Annotated in this window: 15 protein-coding genes, 1 pseudogene and 1 other annotated feature; of the genes and pseudogenes, 12 read left to right on the plus strand and 4 right to left on the minus strand. The window is 40.3% G+C overall.

The window, feature by feature from the left end; genetic code table 11:
- The 6 genes from HT714_RS07130 to HT714_RS07155 form a co-directional block, all read left to right on the plus strand.
- Nucleotides 1-1,569 (plus strand): LPXTG cell wall anchor domain-containing protein (locus tag HT714_RS07130; protein ID WP_173251729.1); only part of this gene is annotated, 1,569 nt, incomplete at its 5' end.
- A gap of 176 nt (nt 1,570-1,745) precedes the next feature.
- Nucleotides 1,746-2,876: a radical SAM family heme chaperone HemW gene (gene hemW / locus HT714_RS07135; RefSeq protein WP_173226364.1), complete on the plus strand. Its 1,131-nt coding sequence runs from the start codon at nt 1,746-1,748 to the stop codon at nt 2,874-2,876.
- Between the two features lie 4 nt (nt 2,877-2,880).
- A complete protein-coding gene (locus tag HT714_RS07140; protein WP_173226366.1) occupies nt 2,881-3,618 on the plus strand; it encodes an acyl-[acyl-carrier-protein] thioesterase in 738 nt (245 codons plus the stop codon).
- 10 nt (nt 3,619-3,628) lie between these two features.
- Nucleotides 3,629-4,402, plus strand: a complete 774-nt coding sequence (locus HT714_RS07145) for a TIGR01457 family HAD-type hydrolase (protein ID WP_173226368.1) — start codon at nt 3,629-3,631, stop codon at nt 4,400-4,402.
- On the plus strand, nt 4,392-5,009 hold the full coding sequence (locus tag HT714_RS07150) for a TIGR01906 family membrane protein (RefSeq protein ID WP_173226370.1): 618 nt from the start codon (nt 4,392-4,394) through the stop codon (nt 5,007-5,009). Before HT714_RS07145 ends, HT714_RS07150 begins: the two co-directional genes overlap by 11 nt.
- Before the next feature lie 186 nt (nt 5,010-5,195).
- Complete coding sequence (locus HT714_RS07155; protein ID WP_173226372.1) at nt 5,196-6,050, plus strand: NAD(P)H-hydrate dehydratase; 855 nt, start codon at nt 5,196-5,198, stop codon at nt 6,048-6,050.
- Nucleotides 6,051-6,197: 147 nt separating this feature from the next.
- Here the strand turns inward: HT714_RS07155 and pbp3 are convergent, their stop codons facing one another.
- Entirely contained in the window at nt 6,198-7,439 is a 1,242-nt protein-coding gene (gene pbp3, locus HT714_RS07160) for a D-alanyl-D-alanine carboxypeptidase PBP3 (protein ID WP_173226374.1), read from the minus strand.
- Between the two features lie 102 nt (nt 7,440-7,541).
- On the opposite strand from pbp3, the gene cozE reads away from it, so the two are divergent.
- Together cozE and tuf are read left to right on the plus strand one after the other, a co-directional pair.
- A complete protein-coding gene (gene cozE, locus HT714_RS07165) occupies nt 7,542-8,651 on the plus strand; it encodes a cell elongation protein CozE (RefSeq protein WP_050079225.1) in 1,110 nt (369 codons plus the stop codon).
- Between the two features lie 206 nt (nt 8,652-8,857).
- Complete coding sequence (gene tuf, locus HT714_RS07170; RefSeq protein ID WP_001040724.1) at nt 8,858-10,054, plus strand: elongation factor Tu; 1,197 nt, start codon at nt 8,858-8,860, stop codon at nt 10,052-10,054.
- A 345-nt stretch (nt 10,055-10,399) separates the two neighbouring features.
- On the opposite strand, the gene HT714_RS07175 is transcribed toward tuf, so the two are convergent.
- From HT714_RS07175 to HT714_RS07185, 3 genes and pseudogenes are all read right to left on the minus strand, one after another.
- Nucleotides 10,400-11,482 (minus strand): DEAD/DEAH box helicase, encoded by a 1,083-nt coding sequence (locus HT714_RS07175; RefSeq protein ID WP_173226376.1) that lies wholly within the window; start codon nt 11,480-11,482, stop codon nt 10,400-10,402.
- Nucleotides 11,479-12,456 (minus strand): Gfo/Idh/MocA family oxidoreductase, encoded by a 978-nt coding sequence (locus tag HT714_RS07180; protein WP_173226378.1) that lies wholly within the window; start codon nt 12,454-12,456, stop codon nt 11,479-11,481. The genes HT714_RS07175 and HT714_RS07180 overlap by 4 nt, the downstream gene beginning before the upstream one ends.
- 321 nt (nt 12,457-12,777) lie before the next feature.
- A pseudogene (locus HT714_RS07185) lies at nt 12,778-13,944 on the minus strand (IS30 family transposase).
- Nucleotides 13,945-14,141: 197 nt separating this feature from the next.
- Here HT714_RS07185 and HT714_RS07190 point away from each other — a divergent pair.
- The 4 genes from HT714_RS07190 (at nt 14,142) to rpmA (ending at nt 16,013) form a co-directional block, all read left to right on the plus strand.
- Entirely contained in the window at nt 14,142-14,846 is a 705-nt protein-coding gene (locus HT714_RS07190) for a YoaK family protein (protein ID WP_173226380.1), read from the plus strand.
- A 58-nt stretch (nt 14,847-14,904) separates the two neighbouring features.
- Nucleotides 14,905-14,992: a sequence feature (ribosomal protein L21 leader region), on the plus strand.
- A 36-nt stretch (nt 14,993-15,028) separates the two neighbouring features.
- Complete coding sequence (gene rplU / locus HT714_RS07195; protein WP_125827743.1) at nt 15,029-15,343, plus strand: 50S ribosomal protein L21; 315 nt, start codon at nt 15,029-15,031, stop codon at nt 15,341-15,343.
- 15 nt (nt 15,344-15,358) lie between these two features.
- Nucleotides 15,359-15,703, plus strand: a complete 345-nt coding sequence (locus tag HT714_RS07200) for a ribosomal-processing cysteine protease Prp (protein WP_000613699.1) — start codon at nt 15,359-15,361, stop codon at nt 15,701-15,703.
- Between the two features lie 16 nt (nt 15,704-15,719).
- Nucleotides 15,720-16,013: a 50S ribosomal protein L27 gene (rpmA, locus tag HT714_RS07205; RefSeq protein ID WP_000916509.1), complete on the plus strand. Its 294-nt coding sequence runs from the start codon at nt 15,720-15,722 to the stop codon at nt 16,011-16,013.
- Nucleotides 16,014-16,156: the final 143 nt, after the last annotated feature.

Here is a 16,156-nt window from a genome sequence, read left to right on the forward strand (position 1 = left end):
CCAGGTGATAATAATACAACAATTGAGGTAGTGATTGGAAATGACGGTTCAGGAACAGTTCCAAACGATAAACTTCCAAAAACTGATAAATCAGGAAAAGGTATCGTAACAGAGCCGAATAAGAGACCATCTAATCCAGTTGATGTAACAACACCAGCCCGTAAGACACCAACGGTTGAACTAGATCAAGATCCAAATACAGGAGACGTGACAGTAACACCTAAGAAACCAGATGGGTCAACATACCCACCAGGAACGATAGTTGAAATTCCAGGAAAAGATGGAAATCCAATTAGAGTAGAAATTGGACAAAATGGTAAGGGGACAGTTCCAAATAGTGAATTACCAGACGGAAAAACATCAGGTAATGCTAAGATAGCAGAACCGAATAAACCTGTTGAAAATGTGACTGTTGAAACACCAGCTCGTTTAACACCGGCAATAGTATTAGATCAAGATCCAAATACAGGAGATGTAACAGTAACACCTAAGAAACCAGATGGAACAACATATCCACCAGGAACTACGGTAGAAATTCCAGGTAAGAATGGCACACCGATTGTGGTAACAACAGGACCAGATGGAAAAGTAATTATTCCAAATAAAGACTTACCAGATGGGGAAATTCCAGGAACAGGTAAAATTACACCGCCAGGAAAACCTTCTGTTGAAGTAAACGTAAAAACACCTAAGAAATTAGATCCAAATGCACCTCAAACAGAACAACCAGGTGAAATTGAAATTACAAGAAAACCAAATGGAGATGCAGTAGTAACGCCTAAGAAACCAGATGGAACAACATACCCACCTGGAACGAAAGTAGTTATCCCAGGTGATAACAATACTCCAATCGAAGTTATTATCGGAGATAATGGATCAGGTGAAGTGCCAAATGATAAACTTCCAAAAGGAAATTTACCAGGAAAAGGTATCGTAACAGAACCGAATAAGAGACCATCTAATCCAGTTGATGTGACAACGCCAGCCCGTAAGACCCCAACAATAGAGTTACAACAAGATCCAGATACAGGGGAAGTAACAGTAACGCCTAAGAAACCAGATGGGTCAACATACCCACCAGGAACTACGGTAGAAATTCCAGGTAAGAATGGAAATACAATCACTGTAATAATTGGACAAGACGGTAAAGGTAAAGTACCAAACAGTGAATTACCAGACGGTAAAGTTCCAGGTACAGGTAAGATTACAGAACCAGGTCAATCAGCTGTAGAAGTTCCAGTAGAAACTCCAGCTAAGGTAACACCAGCAACACCAACAGATACAATTCCAGTTGCACCAGTGACACCTGATACGCCAGTCACACCAAATACTAATGGAGGTTCTGGTCAAGATACACCTGCACCAACAAGTCCAATTCCAGATGCAGTTACTCCGAATGCAAATCATGAAGATACTACAGATGCTAGTGATAATGGAGCTAAGTCAAATGATTCTCAAAATGTATTACCAAATACAGGAACAGAATCAAATGCGACTCTTGCATCTCTAGGACTTCTTGGTATGCTAGGTGGTCTCGGACTTGCTCTTGGAAAGAAAAAAGAAGACTAAAAAATTAGTCAAATGAACATTCATTCTTTTGTGTTTTAACAACGAACTAGATTGATTCTGATAGTTGTGTTATCCATAAAATACAAAGAATGATTAGATAAAGAAAGCGAACAATGCTAGGATTTTGTTAAAGGGAATTCTAAGTATTGTTCGCTTTTTGTGGTATAATAATTACTATGCAGAAAAAACCAACGTCAGCCTATGTGCACATCCCATTTTGTACCCAGATTTGTTATTATTGTGATTTTTCAAAAGTTTTCATCAAGAATCAGCCAGTCGACAGCTATTTGGAACATCTGTTAGAAGAGTTTCAATCTTATGATATTCAAAAGTTGCGGACCCTCTACATCGGTGGTGGGACACCAACAGCTTTGTCAGCTCCGCAACTGGAGGTATTGCTGGATGGCTTGACTAAAAACTTGGACTTGTCTGTCTTGGATGAGTTGACCATTGAAGCCAATCCAGGCGACTTGGACGCGGATAAGATTGCTGTTTTGAAGAACTCGGCTGTCAATCGTGTTTCGCTAGGCGTGCAGACCTTTGATGACAAGATGCTGAAAAAGATTGGGCGCAGTCATTTGGAGAAGGATATTTATGAAAATATCGACCGTTTGAAACTGGCTGGTTTTGACAATATCTCCATTGATTTGATTTATGCGCTGCCTGGTCAGACCATGGATCAAGTCAAGGAAAATGTGGCTAAGGCAATTGGACTGGATATTCCCCATATGAGTCTGTATAGCTTGATTTTAGAAAATCATACGGTCTTTATGAACCGAATGCGACGAGGGAAATTGCCTCTGCCTAAGGAGGAACTGGAAGCTGAGATGTTTGAGTATATCATCGCAGAGCTGGAGCGAGCTGGTTTTGAGCATTATGAGATTTCTAATTTCTCCAAGCCTGGTTTTGAAAGTCGCCACAATCTCATGTACTGGGACAATGCTGAATACTATGGCATCGGTGCTGGAGCATCTGGTTATGTCAATGGTGTTCGCTATAAAAATCATGGCCCGATTCGCCATTATCTCAGTGCAGTTGAGGAAGGCAATGCTCGTATCACAGAAGAGCACCTGAGTCAAAAAGAGCAAATGGAAGAAGAAATGTTCCTGGGACTCCGCAAGAAATCAGGAGTCTCCATGGTGCGATTTGAGGAAAAATTTGGACGGTCTTTCGATGGACTTTATGGAGAAATTGTCAAGGACTTGGTTCAACAAGGTCTCATGCAAATAGAGGGTGACCGAGTTCGCATGACAAAAAGAGGTCTCTTTTTAGGAGACACCGTAGCAGAACGATTTATTTTGGAGTAGAATGATGGGCTTAACTTATCAGATGAAAATGAAAATTCCTTTTGATATGGCTGATATGAACGGTCATATCAAGCTTCCAGATGTGATTTTGCTATCCCTGCAAGTTTCAGGGATGCAGTCGATTGAACTGGGAGTTAGTGATAAGGCCATTTTGGAAGACTATAATCTGGTCTGGATTATCGTAGAATATGATATTGAGGTGGTTCGTTTGCCTCGTTTTGCGGAAGAAATTACCATCGAAACGGAAGCCTTGAGCTACAATCGACTTTTTTGCTACCGTCGCTTTACTATTTATAATGAAGCGGGGCAGGAGCTCATCCATATGATGGCGACTTTTGTTCTCATGGACCGCGACAGTCGAAAAGTCCATGCTGTTGAACCTGAGATTGTGGCTCCTTACCAGTCTGATTTTGATAAAAAGCTCATCCGCGGACCAAAGTATGAATCCTTGGACGAGCCAGTCAGCAAGGATTACCATGTTCGTTTTTACGACTTGGATATGAATGGCCATGTCAATAACAGTAAATACTTGGACTGGATTTTTGAGGTTCTGGGAGCGGACTTTTTGACCCAATATATTCCCAAGAAAATCAACCTCAAGTATGTCAAGGAAGTTCGACCAGGTGGGGTAATCACATCGGCTGTTGAACGGACTGGATTGGAAAGCAAGCATGAAATTACAAGCGACGGTGCTACTAATGCCCAAGCTATCATCACTTGGCAAGAAATGAAGAAGGATTAGGGAGAAATAGATGAAATATAAAGGCTATTTAATTGATTTAGACGGTACTATTTACAAGGGAAAAGACCGAATCCCGGCTGGAGAGGCTTTTGTCCATGAATTGCAAAAGCTAGACATCCCCTATCTCTTTGTAACAAACAATACAACCCGTACTCCTGAGAGTGTTCAAGAGATGTTGGCTCAGAATTTTAATATCGATACGCCCCTATCGACTGTCTACACAGCGACTTTGGCAACCATCGACTATATGAATGACTTGGGTCTTGAAAAGACCGTCTATGTTATTGGAGAATCAGGGCTCAAGGAAGCCATCAAGGCGGCTGGTTATGTAGAAGACAAGAAAAATCCTGCCTATGTAGTAGTAGGCCTGGATTGGCAAGTCGACTATGAAAAATTTGCCACAGCAACTCTAGCTATCCAAAAGGGTGCTCACTTTATCGGAACCAATCCTGATCTCAACATCCCTACAGAACGCGGTCTTTTGCCAGGGGCTGGTTCACTAATTACACTTCTTGAAGTAGCAACACGAGTGAAGCCTATTTATATCGGAAAACCAAATGCTATCATTATGGACAAGGCGGTTGAGCACTTAGGTTTGCAACGTGAAGAGTTGATCATGGTTGGGGACAATTATCTGACTGATATTCGGGCTGGGATTGACAATGGCATTCCAACGCTCTTGGTGACGACAGGTTTTACCAAGGCAGAAGAAGTGGCAGACCTGCCAATCGCACCGACTCATGTAGTTTCTAGCCTTGCGGAGTGGGATTTTGATGAAAACTAAACTGATCTTTTGGAGTTCTATGCTCTTTCTCCTCTCCCTCTCAATCCTTTTGACTATTTATTTGGCTTGGATTTTTTATCCGCTGGAAGTTCAGTGGCTGAACTTGACGGATCGAGTTTATCTAAAACCCGAAACCATTCAATATAACTTTCATATCTTGATGGATTACCTGACCAATCCATTTAGCCAAGTCTTAGAGATGCCAGATTTTCGTTCGTCAGCAGCTGGTCTGCACCACTTTGTGGTTGTGAAGAATCTCTTTCATCTAGTTCAGTTTATTGCCCTTGTGACACTACCAAGCTTCTATTTCTTTGTCAAAGGGATTGTGAAAAAGGGCTTCTTGTCTCTATTTAGTAAGGGGATTCTGACCCTAGTAGTCTTGCCTTTGCTGATTGGTCTTGGGGGAATTTTGATTGGTTTTGACCAATTCTTTACTCTTTTCCATCAAATTCTCTTTGTGGGAGATGATACCTGGCTTTTTGACTCAGGCAAGGATCCAGTGATTCTGATTTTGCCAGAGACCTTTTTCCTTCATGCCTTCCTCCTCTTTTTTGCCCTCTATGAAAGCTTCTTTGGCTATCTGTGTCTGAAAAGTCGTAGGAAGTGAATTGAAAGCTGTTTTTAATTTGTATATATAAAATTGTATGTCGTTTGAAACCATCGTTAAGAATGAATTAATCAAATCGAATTGTGTCAATCGTTCGCGAACAGTCTATTAAATTTTAGAAATAAGTTTATAAAAGGAGGTCTGAGCCTCCTTTTTGTTGTATAATAAAAGAGAGAGGAAAAAAGGATGAAAGTGATTGATCAAGCATTATTAGAAAAAGTCATTATTGAACGTTCTCGTACCAGTCATAAAGGAGACTACGGTCGTCTGCTGTTGCTGGGTGGGACTTATCCTTATGGTGGTGCTATCATCATGGCTGCTTTGGCAGCTGTTAAAAGCGGTGCAGGATTGGTGACCGTTGGAACGGACAGGGAAAATATTCCAGCTCTGCACAGCCATTTACCTGAGACTATGGGCTTTTCTCTTCAAGACCAGCAGTTGTTAAAAGAGCAATTGGAGAAGGCAGAAGTTGTCTTGCTGGGGCCTGGTTTACGAGACGATACTTTTGGAGAAAATCTAGTAAAACAGGTCTCTACTAGCTTAAAAAAGAATCAGATTTTGATTGTAGACGGAGGTGCCTTGACCATTCTTGCTAGAACAAGTTTGTCATTTCCGTCTAACCAGCTTATCCTAACTCCCCACCAAAAAGAATGGGAAAAGCTGTCTGGTATTACGATTAAAAAGCAAAACGAAGATACAACATCTAGTGCCCTGACTTCTTTCCCTCAAGGAACAATTTTGGTAGAGAAAGGTCCAACTACTCGTATTTGGCAAGTTGGCCAGTCTGATTATTACCAGTTACAGGTTGGCGGTCCCTATCAGGCGACTGGTGGTATGGGAGATACGCTTGCTGGAATGATTTCAGGATTTGCAGGCCAGTTTAAACAAGCTAGTCTCTACGAGCGTGTGGCAGTAGCGACCCATCTTCATTCAGCTATTGCCCAAGAACTAGCTCAAGAACAGTATGTGGTCTTGCCAACGGAGATTAGTAATTGTCTTCCTAAAGTAATGAAAAAAATATCTCAACAAATACTGGGATAAAATTCAATTTTAGGAGAAAACGAAGTAAATATTACCACAATAAAACGCATAATATCAAGTTTTTTTAGTACCTGATACCATGCGTTTTTGACTTTAACATTTTCTTTCTCTGTCTCTATTTTGAAGCAAGTTATTGCCCAGTATGTTTTATAATTTCTCGTTAACAAAGCGGACAAACTGATTCCACCAAACTTTTAAGAAGAAGGCTTTTTCAATTTTCTTTTCTGCAACCATTTCGAAACTAGGGCGCTCTGTGGTGATGTAACCTTGACCAATCAAGTTCTTGTCTTCGTAAGTCAAATGGCCAACTACTGTTCCAGCTTCAAGTGGTGCTGGGATTGCTTTAGAATCAGGTGTGAATTGAACAGATTGGGAAGATTGATTCCCGACACGTTCAATTAGATAGATATCCTCTGGGGCCACTGCAGTGACTGTATCTTCTTTTCCATCTTGTACAGGTGCTTTGCTATCTTGATAGGCATCGCCTTGCTGAACGATTTTACGAAGTGTAAATGTAGAAGAAATATAATCCATTAGGGAAGATGTAGCTGTAAACCGAGCGTAGGGATTATTGTCTTGATGGTCTGCATTTAAAACAACTGTGATGACTCTCATGCCTTTTTCGACAGTAGTACCAACAAAAGACTCTCCAGCCTTATCTGTTGTTCCTGTTTTCAGTCCATCAAAACCACCACGATAAGCAGGCATACCTTCTAACATGTAGTTGGTAGAAGTGATTGTCATTCCAGCAAAAGTAGAAGAAGGTTTTTTGGTGATTTCCAAGACTTGTGGGTACTTTTTGATGAGGTTACGAGCAACGATAGCAACATCATAAGCGCTGAGCTTATTTTCATCATCTTTATTAGACCCTGGGTAAATGTTATCCCCTAGAGTCTCATTGTTAAGACCAGTTGTATTGACAACCGTGGCATCATTGATTCCCCATTCCAGAAGTTTTGCCCTCATCCTATCGACGAAGTCTTTCTCTGAGCCAGCAATTTTCTCAGCTAGGGCAATAGCGGCGCTGTTGGCACTAGATACTAGAGTTGCTTCAAGTAACTCTTCGACAGTATAATTACGGGCCTCCATAGGAACATTACTGGCTTCAGAATTTGTCGTCAATTGATAAGGATAATCAGAAATATCTACTGGGGTGGATAGTGTGATACTTCCATTTTCGAGTGCTTCATAGACCAGATAAACAGTAATCAATTTTGTTATGGAAGCAATTTCGACAGGTTGCGTTGCATCCTTCTCATAGAGAATTTTACCAGTATTTGCCTCAACAGCAATGGCATGTTTTGCAGCAATATTAAAATCTTGAGCAGCAACAGTAGAAGCACCTCCTAAAAGGGAGACAGTTAATAAAGTTAAAAATATTTTTTTCATAGTAGTCTTATTCTATCATAAAGAAAAAAAATATTCTTGCTTTAATAATTCATCCGTTAAGCTTTTTGAAAATATGGTAAAATAGAGTGAGGGAGGTAACTCATGTTTCGTAGAAATAAATTATTTTTTTGGACCACAGAAATTTTACTCTTAACAATCATCTTTTACCTATGGAGACAGATGGGGTCTTTGATTAACCCTTTTGTTAGCGTGCTTAATACAATTATGATTCCATTTTTATTAGGGGGCTTTCTTTATTATTTGACAAACCCTATTGTTACTTTCTTAAATAAAGTCTGTAAACTCAATCGTTTGCTTGGTATTTTAATTACCTTGTGTGCTTTGGTCTGGGGAATGGTCATAGGTGTTGTCTATCTCTTACCTATTTTGATTAATCAGTTATCTAGTTTGATTATATCTAGTCAAACTATTTATAGTCGAGTACAAGACTTAATCATAGACTTATCTAATTACCCTGCGCTCCAGAATTTGGATGTAGAAGCTACAATTCAGCAGTTAAACTTATCCTATGTTGATATTCTTCAAAATATCCTAAATAGCGTATCAAATAGTGTGGGGAGCGTCTTGTCAGCTCTTATCAGTACTGTTTTGATTTTGATTATGACTCCAGTTTTTTTGGTTTATTTCTTATTAGATGGACATAAATTCTTGCCCATGCTTGAAAGAACGATTCTAAAGAGGGATCGCTTGCATATTGCAGGTTTATTAAAGAATTTAAATGCGACGATTGCTCGCTATATTAGTGGAGTTTCGATTGACGCAATCATTATAGGTTGTTTGGCTTATATTGGCTATAGTATTATTGGTTTAAAATATGCTTTAGTTTTTGCTATTTTTTCTGGTGTAGCCAATTTAATTCCTTATGTGGGGCCAAGTATTGGTTTGATTCCTATGATCATCGCAAATATATTCACTGATCCCCATAGAATGCTGATTGCAGTGATTTATATGCTTGTTGTTCAGCAGGTAGATGGTAATATCTTATATCCTCGAATCGTAGGAAGTGTTATGAAGGTTCATCCAATCACGATTTTGGTTTTACTTTTGTTGTCAAGCAATATCTATGGTGTAGTTGGAATGATTGTCGCAGTGCCAACCTATTCTATCTTAAAAGAAATTTCTAAGTTCTTATCCCGTTTGTATGAAAATCATAAAATAATGAAAGAACGAGAAAGAGAATTAGCTAAGTAAAAGTCAGGAGAACCCTGATTTTTCTTTTTCTTTAGGTAAGTTATAGGAGTAGAAGTGCCGTTTAGAATAGTAGATTAAGAATAATTCACAAAAACGTTGTAAAACACTTGCAATTTAGCTGAAATTTGATAAAATAGTAAGGAAAGTTAGACTGTATTGCCTACTGTCTATCTATAAAATATATTTTATTGGAGGCTTTTACTCAAATGGCAAAAGAAAAATACGATCGTAGTAAACCACACGTGAACATTGGTACTATTGGACACGTTGACCACGGTAAAACTACCCTAACTGCAGCTATCACAACTGTTTTGGCACGTCGCTTGCCTTCATCAGTTAACCAACCTAAAGACTATGCGTCTATCGATGCTGCTCCAGAAGAACGCGAACGCGGTATCACTATCAACACTGCGCACGTTGAGTACGAAACTGAAAAACGTCACTACGCTCACATCGACGCTCCAGGACACGCGGACTACGTTAAAAACATGATCACTGGTGCCGCTCAAATGGACGGTGCTATCCTTGTAGTAGCTTCAACTGACGGACCAATGCCACAAACTCGTGAGCACATCCTTCTTTCACGTCAGGTTGGTGTTAAACACCTTATCGTCTTCATGAACAAAGTTGACTTGGTTGACGACGAAGAATTGCTTGAATTGGTTGAAATGGAAATCCGTGACCTATTGTCAGAATACGACTTCCCAGGTGACGATCTTCCAGTTATCCAAGGTTCAGCACTTAAAGCTCTTGAAGGTGACTCTAAATACGAAGACATCGTTATGGAATTGATGAACACAGTTGATGAGTACATCCCAGAACCAGAACGTGACACTGACAAGCCATTGCTTCTTCCAGTCGAAGACGTATTCTCAATCACTGGACGTGGTACAGTTGCTTCAGGACGTATCGACCGTGGTATCGTTAAAGTCAACGACGAAATCGAAATCGTTGGTATCAAAGAAGAAACTCAAAAAGCAGTTGTTACTGGTGTTGAAATGTTCCGTAAACAACTTGACGAAGGTCTTGCCGGAGATAACGTAGGTGTCCTTCTTCGTGGTGTTCAACGTGACGAAATCGAACGTGGACAAGTTATCGCTAAACCAGGTTCAATCAACCCACACACTAAATTCAAAGGTGAAGTCTACATCCTTACTAAAGAAGAAGGTGGACGTCACACTCCATTCTTCAACAACTACCGTCCACAATTCTACTTCCGTACTACTGACGTTACAGGTTCAATTGAACTTCCAGCAGGTACTGAAATGGTAATGCCTGGTGATAACGTGACAATCGACGTTGAGTTGATCCACCCAATCGCCGTAGAACAAGGTACTACATTCTCTATCCGTGAGGGTGGACGTACTGTTGGTTCAGGTATGGTTACAGAAATCGAAGCTTAATTCGATTTAGTTCCCAGAAGAACAATTATTTAAGTCAGACACTAAAAGAATCTTGCTTTGCAAGGTTCTTTTTTTCGAATATTGAACTAATACTCAATGAAAATCAAAGAGCAAACTAGGAAACTAGCTGCAGGCTGCTCAAAACAGTGTTTTGAGGTTGCAGATAGAACTGACGAAGTCAGCTCAAAACATGTTTTTGAGGTTGTAGATAAGACTGACGAAGTCAGTAACCATACATACGACAAGGCGAAGCTGACGCGGTTTGAAGGAGATTTTCGAAGAGTATAAAATTGAATTGCTTACAGAAAAAGCTCCATACACCGGATGTGCATAGAGCAATGGGGATTATTTGATATAGAGTTCTTGGTTTTTCAAGACAATTTCACGAACCGTAGCAAATTTCTTGAGTTTTTTAAGTTCTTCTGGATGAGTGACGAGAGTGATAACATAACCTTCCTTGCCCATACGGCCAGTACGGCCAGCACGGTGTGTGTAGGTTTCGCTATCTCTAGGAACATCAAAGTTTACGACACATTCTAGGCTATCGATATCAATTCCACGAGCCAAAAGGTCTGTTGCAAGGAGTAGGGTTAGTTGCTTGTCTTTAAACTTTTCTAAGATGACTTTTCTAAATTTGACATTGACATCACTAGCGAGGGAAACAGCCAAGATATCCCGATACTGTAGTTTTTCTTCTGCACTTCCAAGGTCTGATAGGCTGTTAAAGAAGACAAGACCTCGGAAATCCTCTACATGAGACAGTTTTCGTAGCATATCCACACGATGGCGTTGCTCCACCTGCATATAGAAATGTTGGATGTTGTCCAATTTTTGGTCAGAAAGATCAATGGTACGTGTATTCGGCACAATCTTTTCTTGGTCAAACTTGGTCGTAGCACTCATGTAGATGAGTTGGTGGTCACGAGGTGCGTAGTGAGTTATTTTCTCGACAAAGTGTATCTGAGAATCATCAAGCAATTGGTCAAATTCATCCAGGATGATGGTTTCCACATTCATCATCTTGATTTTTTTCAGTTTAATGAGTTCAAAGATACGGCCAGGAGTACCGATTAGAATTTCTGGTCCTTTTTTGAGGCGTTCAATCTGGCGTTTCTGACTCGAACCTGATAAGAAGAGTTGGGCAGTTAAGCCGATAGTTTCAGCCCACGTTTTACATACATCAAAAATCTGTCCAGCAAGCTCTGTATTTGGTGCTAGAATCAAGAGTTGCTGCGCTTTTTTCTTTTGTAGTCTGAGAAGACTTGGTAGGAGGTAAGCTAGGGTCTTACCGGTTCCTGTTGGGCTCACTCCTAGAAGGTTTTCTCCTGCAAGAATGGGCTCAAATAGTTGAGTTTGAATGGGGGTGAATTCTTGGAAACCGAGTTGGTCACTCAGTTCTTGCCATTCAGTCGGTAGTTTGGTTTTCATTTTTCTGCCTCAAATCTAATGCCAGCAGTCTGGCGCATGGTATATAGTAGCTCATGAACAGAGCCTGCATCATCCAGCCAGTTCTGGTAGAGTGTCTGGTCTGGTTGCTGAATCATCTGTGCAAATGCAGCGACTTCCTCAGTCATCGTATGAGGAGCCTGTTGGATAGGGAGTTGGACTTGATTGCCTTGATGGTCGGTAAAAATAGCTGAGCGGATATGCTCGATGGTGTTGAGGGTCAAGGTTCCGTCTGTCGTATAAATCTCGCAAGGAAGATTGGAAGTGATGTTTTTTCCAGCCTTGATATGAACTTGATAGTCAGTGTAGAAGAGGATTCCATCTCCATTTAGGTCAATGCTATTGTTAAGCTGTTGAGCTTGATAGGTCGCGTCATTAGCTTTTCCAAAAAGACGAACAGCAGCATAGAGAGGATAAATTCCCAAATCCATAAGAGCTCCACCAGCAAAACGCTCTGAAAAGACATTGGGCGTATGCCCAGCTAACAAATCAGGCATTTTGGAAGAATACTTGGCATAGTTGAAATCTGCTCCCAAAATCTGTTTGTCTGCTAAAAAGTTTTTGATGATAGTGAAAGCTTTTTCATGGTAATTCCGAGCTGCTTCAAAGATAAAACAGTGATTTGTTTCAGCTGTTTGAACCAAATCCAGCCAGTCTTGTGGCTGAGTGACGGCTGGCTTTTCAAGAATGACATGTTTACCTGCAGACAATGCAGCTTTTGCCTGAGCAAAATGCAAGGAGTTTGGGCTAGCAATATAGACCAAATCAAAGGAGCTCTTGAAGAAGTCTTCTAATTGATCAAATAGTTGGATATTCTGATAGCGAGAAGCAAAGGTTGCCGCAGTTTCTAGTTTTCTAGAATAGACTGCGACCAGCTTGTATTCTCCACTGGAATGGGCTGCTTCTATGAAGTGATGGCTGATAGCGCCTGTTCCGATGACACCTAATTTTAGCATAAATACTCCTTTTACAATTTTAAATCCTTCTTTCATTATAACATAGATAGACGGGACTATCCAACAGAGGGTAAATTCCCAAACTAACTTCCACCGCTAATCCAAGTGGAAGTTAGTCTGATAAAAATCCTAAAAACCAGTGGAAATCCGTGTCAGGGTAAGTTCCACTGGTTTTAATCATGCTTGATTTCATCGCTTTTGTAGCCAAAATGAATAGAAAAAAAGAGCGCACAAAATCCCCTCATCTGAAAGCGTTTCAGATTAAGTTCCGCTATGGTGGAAGTTAGTGTGAGACGTTTGAATGCGGTTAAAGATTAGTTTTTAGAACTTATGTTGGAGTAATTTAGACGACTGACAGACGTCTTCTGCAGGTATTTTAGAAATACCTAGAAGTTTAGGAATTTCTTCTCCGTAAGTAAAGGCAAAGAGTTCATAGGCTGACTTTCCATTCAAAGCAGCGCGTTTGACACTGTTGACATGCGAACAGACGAGATTGATTTCCTCTTGAGTTAAATTGTCAAAAGAAGTTCCTTTAGGCAGAATGTCGCGAATCAGCGTGTGATTTTTCTCAATTCTCCCTTTCTGGTCAGAGCGATTAGGGTCACAAAAGAAGAGTTTACTCTCTCCTCGCACATCCATTTCGATATCATCGACCCTGGCAAACTCTCCACCATTATCTGTCAGGATGACAGGAAAGAGTTGGAAGAAATCTTTGTCAGCTTGGTGAAGAGTGTTCTTGATGTCATAGAGGTGTTTGGTAACCTCAAGGGCAGTTTTATTATCCAGCAGTCTAGCGAAGATAAAGTTACAGAAAGACAGGTTGAAGGTGAGTAAGACTTTCCCTCCCATCCTCCCCAGAACTGTATCCATTTCTAGCTAAGAGTCTAGTTGATTAAGGGCTAAATAGTTTTGGAAATCCTCATAGGAACGGCCTTTTTTAGCTTCTTTAGGGATGGAAGGTAGCTTATTTTTCCGTCTTTCTTTGAAATTAACGGCTCTGGCTAGGTCAATAGGAGCGATAGATAGGTATCCTTTTCGGATGTGTCGATAGACAGTTGAGGAGCTGACATCAAGGTTATGAGTTTTGAGGATATGATAGATGTGTTGTCCCTTTTTAACACCATCAGAAATGACTTTGTCCATGTCCCAGAAGGTCTTGGAATTGAGAGGAGTTCCTTCACGAGCTTCTACAAGAGTTTGTTCGTACTGTTTTTGAGCTTGTTTAGAGAGGTAGAAGATCTTCTTATAGCCACAATTCTGTCTTCTTTTAGGACATCCATTACAGACAAAGGGAGCTTTGTCGAGTAGAGGGCAAGGAAGGTTATGGCATGTAGACTCTCGGATTTGTCTGTTTCGTTTGACTTCTTTAGAAACAGTAGTTGGGTCTTTTAGAATGGATTGTCCAATAGCTTTGAAGGTTTCACCGCGCTCTAAGCCCAGTTGGATATCATTGCGGTCTGAAAGGGTAAGGTGTTTATGTTTTGTCATAGTAGACCTCATTTCTAATTCAAACGTCTCACACTTAATTCCACCATAAAAATCCGTTTTAGACTAATTTCCACTTCGGTTAGGCGAGTGGAAGTTACTTTGAGAAGTTACCCTATCCAACAGAGGGTAAAAAATTTCAAATAAGCTACTAGGCCTTTTCCAAAGAAAGTGGTACAATAATGAGATGAGTAAATGAAATGGGAGGGAAAATGAGATTATTACCTATAAGAAAAATATCACGTCAGTCTAAGAGGCTAGCGCTTTTTTTGACTTTTTGCGCAGGTTATGTAGATGCCTACACTTTTATTGTGCGAGGGAACACTCTTGTAGCTGGACAAACTGGGAATGTCGTCTTTCTTTCAGTAGAATTAATTCAAAATAATGTTTCAGATGTTAGGGACAAGGTTCTCACCTTGCTAGCTTTTATGATGGGGGTCTTTTTATTAACTGTTTATAAGGAAAAATTGAGAATTGTGAAAAAGCCAATTTTGTCATTGCTTCCTTTGGCAATCTTATCAATCATTATTGGTTTTATGCCCCAAACTGTAGATAATATCTATCTAGTGCCGCCCTTGGCCTTCTGTATGGGACTGGTGACAACTGCTTTTGGAGAAGTGTCGGGGATTGCTTATAATAATGCCTTTATGACGGGGAACATCAAACGGACCATGTTGGCTTTTGGGGATTATTTTAGGACCAAGCATACGCCCTTCCTGCGTGAAGCCTTGATTTTCGTTAGCCTACTTACCAGCTTTGTCCTTGGCGTTGTCTTTTCAGCCTATTTGACGATTTTTTATAATGAAAAAACTATTCTTGGTGTTCCTATTATGATGAGCATTTTTTACCTCAGTATGCTTTTTGCCTCGTGGCGGAAAAAAGTAAAAGAAAAAGCTTCATTTTAGGTGTTATTACTTGTAAGAAAATAGGAGATATGCTATACTTGAAGAGTTGACTATGCACGTTCCTGTGCAACCGCACGAACATCGTCGCTTGATTATTCAAGTTTAAGTGGTTCGTCCCACGATGCTAGGCGAGTCTTCACAAAAAATTCGGGGAAACCCATAAAAATCATAGGAGGTGCATAATGAGCACATACGCAATTATCAAAACTGGCGGAAAACAAGTTAAAGTTGAAGTTGGTCAAGCAGTTTACGTTGAAAAATTGAACGTTGAAGCTGGTCAAGAAGTTACTTTTAACGAAGTTGTTCTTGTTGGTGGTGAAAACACTGTTGTCGGAACTCCACTTGTTACTGGAGCTACTGTAGTTGGAACTGTTGAAAAACAAGGAAAACAAAAGAAAGTTGTTACTTACAAGTACAAACCTAAAAAAGGTAGCCACCGTAAACAAGGTCACCGTCAACCATATACTAAAGTTGTCATCAACGCAATCAACGCTTAATTTTAAGGAGAACACATGATACAAGCAGTCTTTGAGAGAGCCGAAGATGGCGAGCTGAGGAGTGCGGAAATTACTGGACACGCCGAGAGTGGCGAATACGGCTTAGATGTCGTGTGTGCATCGGTTTCTACGCTTGCCATTAACTTTATCAATTCTATTGAAAAATTTGCAGGCTATGAACCAATCCTAGAATTAAACGAAGATGAAGGTGGCTATCTGATGGTTGAAATTCCAAAAGATCTTCCTTCACACCAGAGAGAAATGACCCAGTTATTCTTTGAATCATTTTTCTTAGGTATGGCAAACTTATCGGAGAACTCTTCTGAGTTCGTCCAAACCAGAGTTATCACAGAAAACTAACACGGAGGAAAACATTATGTTAAAAATGACTCTTAACAACTTGCAACTTTTCGCCCACAAAAAAGGTGGAGGTTCTACATCAAACGGACGTGATTCACAAGCGAAACGTCTTGGAGCTAAAGCAGCTGACGGACAAACTGTAACAGGTGGCTCAATCCTTTACCGTCAACGTGGTACACACATCTACCCAGGTGTAAACGTTGGACGTGGTGGAGACGATACTTTGTTCGCTAAAGTTGAAGGCGTAGTACGCTTTGAACGTAAAGGACGCGATAAAAAGCAGGTTTCTGTTTATCCAATCGCTAAATAAAAAGGTCCAGTGAACCTTTTTATCCCGAGCCTTGAAATGTAAAGGCGAGGAAGCTAGAAGTAGCATAAACTAAGGCTTTCCGAGTTTTCGGAGAGTCTATTTTTGTTTTGATACCCATGATTTTTTCGTTCTTAGTGTAGATG

Source organism: Streptococcus sp. 3705 (assembly GCF_013277145.1).
Classification (GTDB): domain Bacteria; phylum Bacillota; class Bacilli; order Lactobacillales; family Streptococcaceae; genus Streptococcus.

What these genes read in the sequence shown, in the direction of transcription:
- HT714_RS07200 (WP_000613699.1), top strand. Translation starts at nt 15,359, where the DNA reads ATGATACAAGCAGTCTTTGAGAGAGCCGAAGATGGCGAGCTGAGGAGT.
- cozE (WP_050079225.1), top strand. Translation starts at nt 7,542, where the DNA reads ATGTTTCGTAGAAATAAATTATTTTTTTGGACCACAGAAATTTTACTC.
- rplU (WP_125827743.1), top strand. Translation starts at nt 15,029, where the DNA reads ATGAGCACATACGCAATTATCAAAACTGGCGGAAAACAAGTTAAAGTT.
- HT714_RS07150 (WP_173226370.1), top strand. Translation starts at nt 4,392, where the DNA reads ATGAAAACTAAACTGATCTTTTGGAGTTCTATGCTCTTTCTCCTCTCC.
- HT714_RS07190 (WP_173226380.1), top strand. Translation starts at nt 14,142, where the DNA reads ATGGGAGGGAAAATGAGATTATTACCTATAAGAAAAATATCACGTCAG.
- hemW (WP_173226364.1), top strand. Translation starts at nt 1,746, where the DNA reads ATGCAGAAAAAACCAACGTCAGCCTATGTGCACATCCCATTTTGTACC.
- tuf (WP_001040724.1), top strand. Translation starts at nt 8,858, where the DNA reads ATGGCAAAAGAAAAATACGATCGTAGTAAACCACACGTGAACATTGGT.
- HT714_RS07180 (WP_173226378.1), bottom strand. Translation starts at nt 12,456, where the DNA reads ATGCTAAAATTAGGTGTCATCGGAACAGGCGCTATCAGCCATCACTTC.
- rpmA (WP_000916509.1), top strand. Translation starts at nt 15,720, where the DNA reads ATGTTAAAAATGACTCTTAACAACTTGCAACTTTTCGCCCACAAAAAA.
- HT714_RS07145 (WP_173226368.1), top strand. Translation starts at nt 3,629, where the DNA reads ATGAAATATAAAGGCTATTTAATTGATTTAGACGGTACTATTTACAAG.
- pbp3 (WP_173226374.1), bottom strand. Translation starts at nt 7,439, where the DNA reads ATGAAAAAAATATTTTTAACTTTATTAACTGTCTCCCTTTTAGGAGGT.
- HT714_RS07140 (WP_173226366.1), top strand. Translation starts at nt 2,881, where the DNA reads ATGGGCTTAACTTATCAGATGAAAATGAAAATTCCTTTTGATATGGCT.
- HT714_RS07155 (WP_173226372.1), top strand. Translation starts at nt 5,196, where the DNA reads ATGAAAGTGATTGATCAAGCATTATTAGAAAAAGTCATTATTGAACGT.
- HT714_RS07175 (WP_173226376.1), bottom strand. Translation starts at nt 11,482, where the DNA reads ATGAAAACCAAACTACCGACTGAATGGCAAGAACTGAGTGACCAACTC.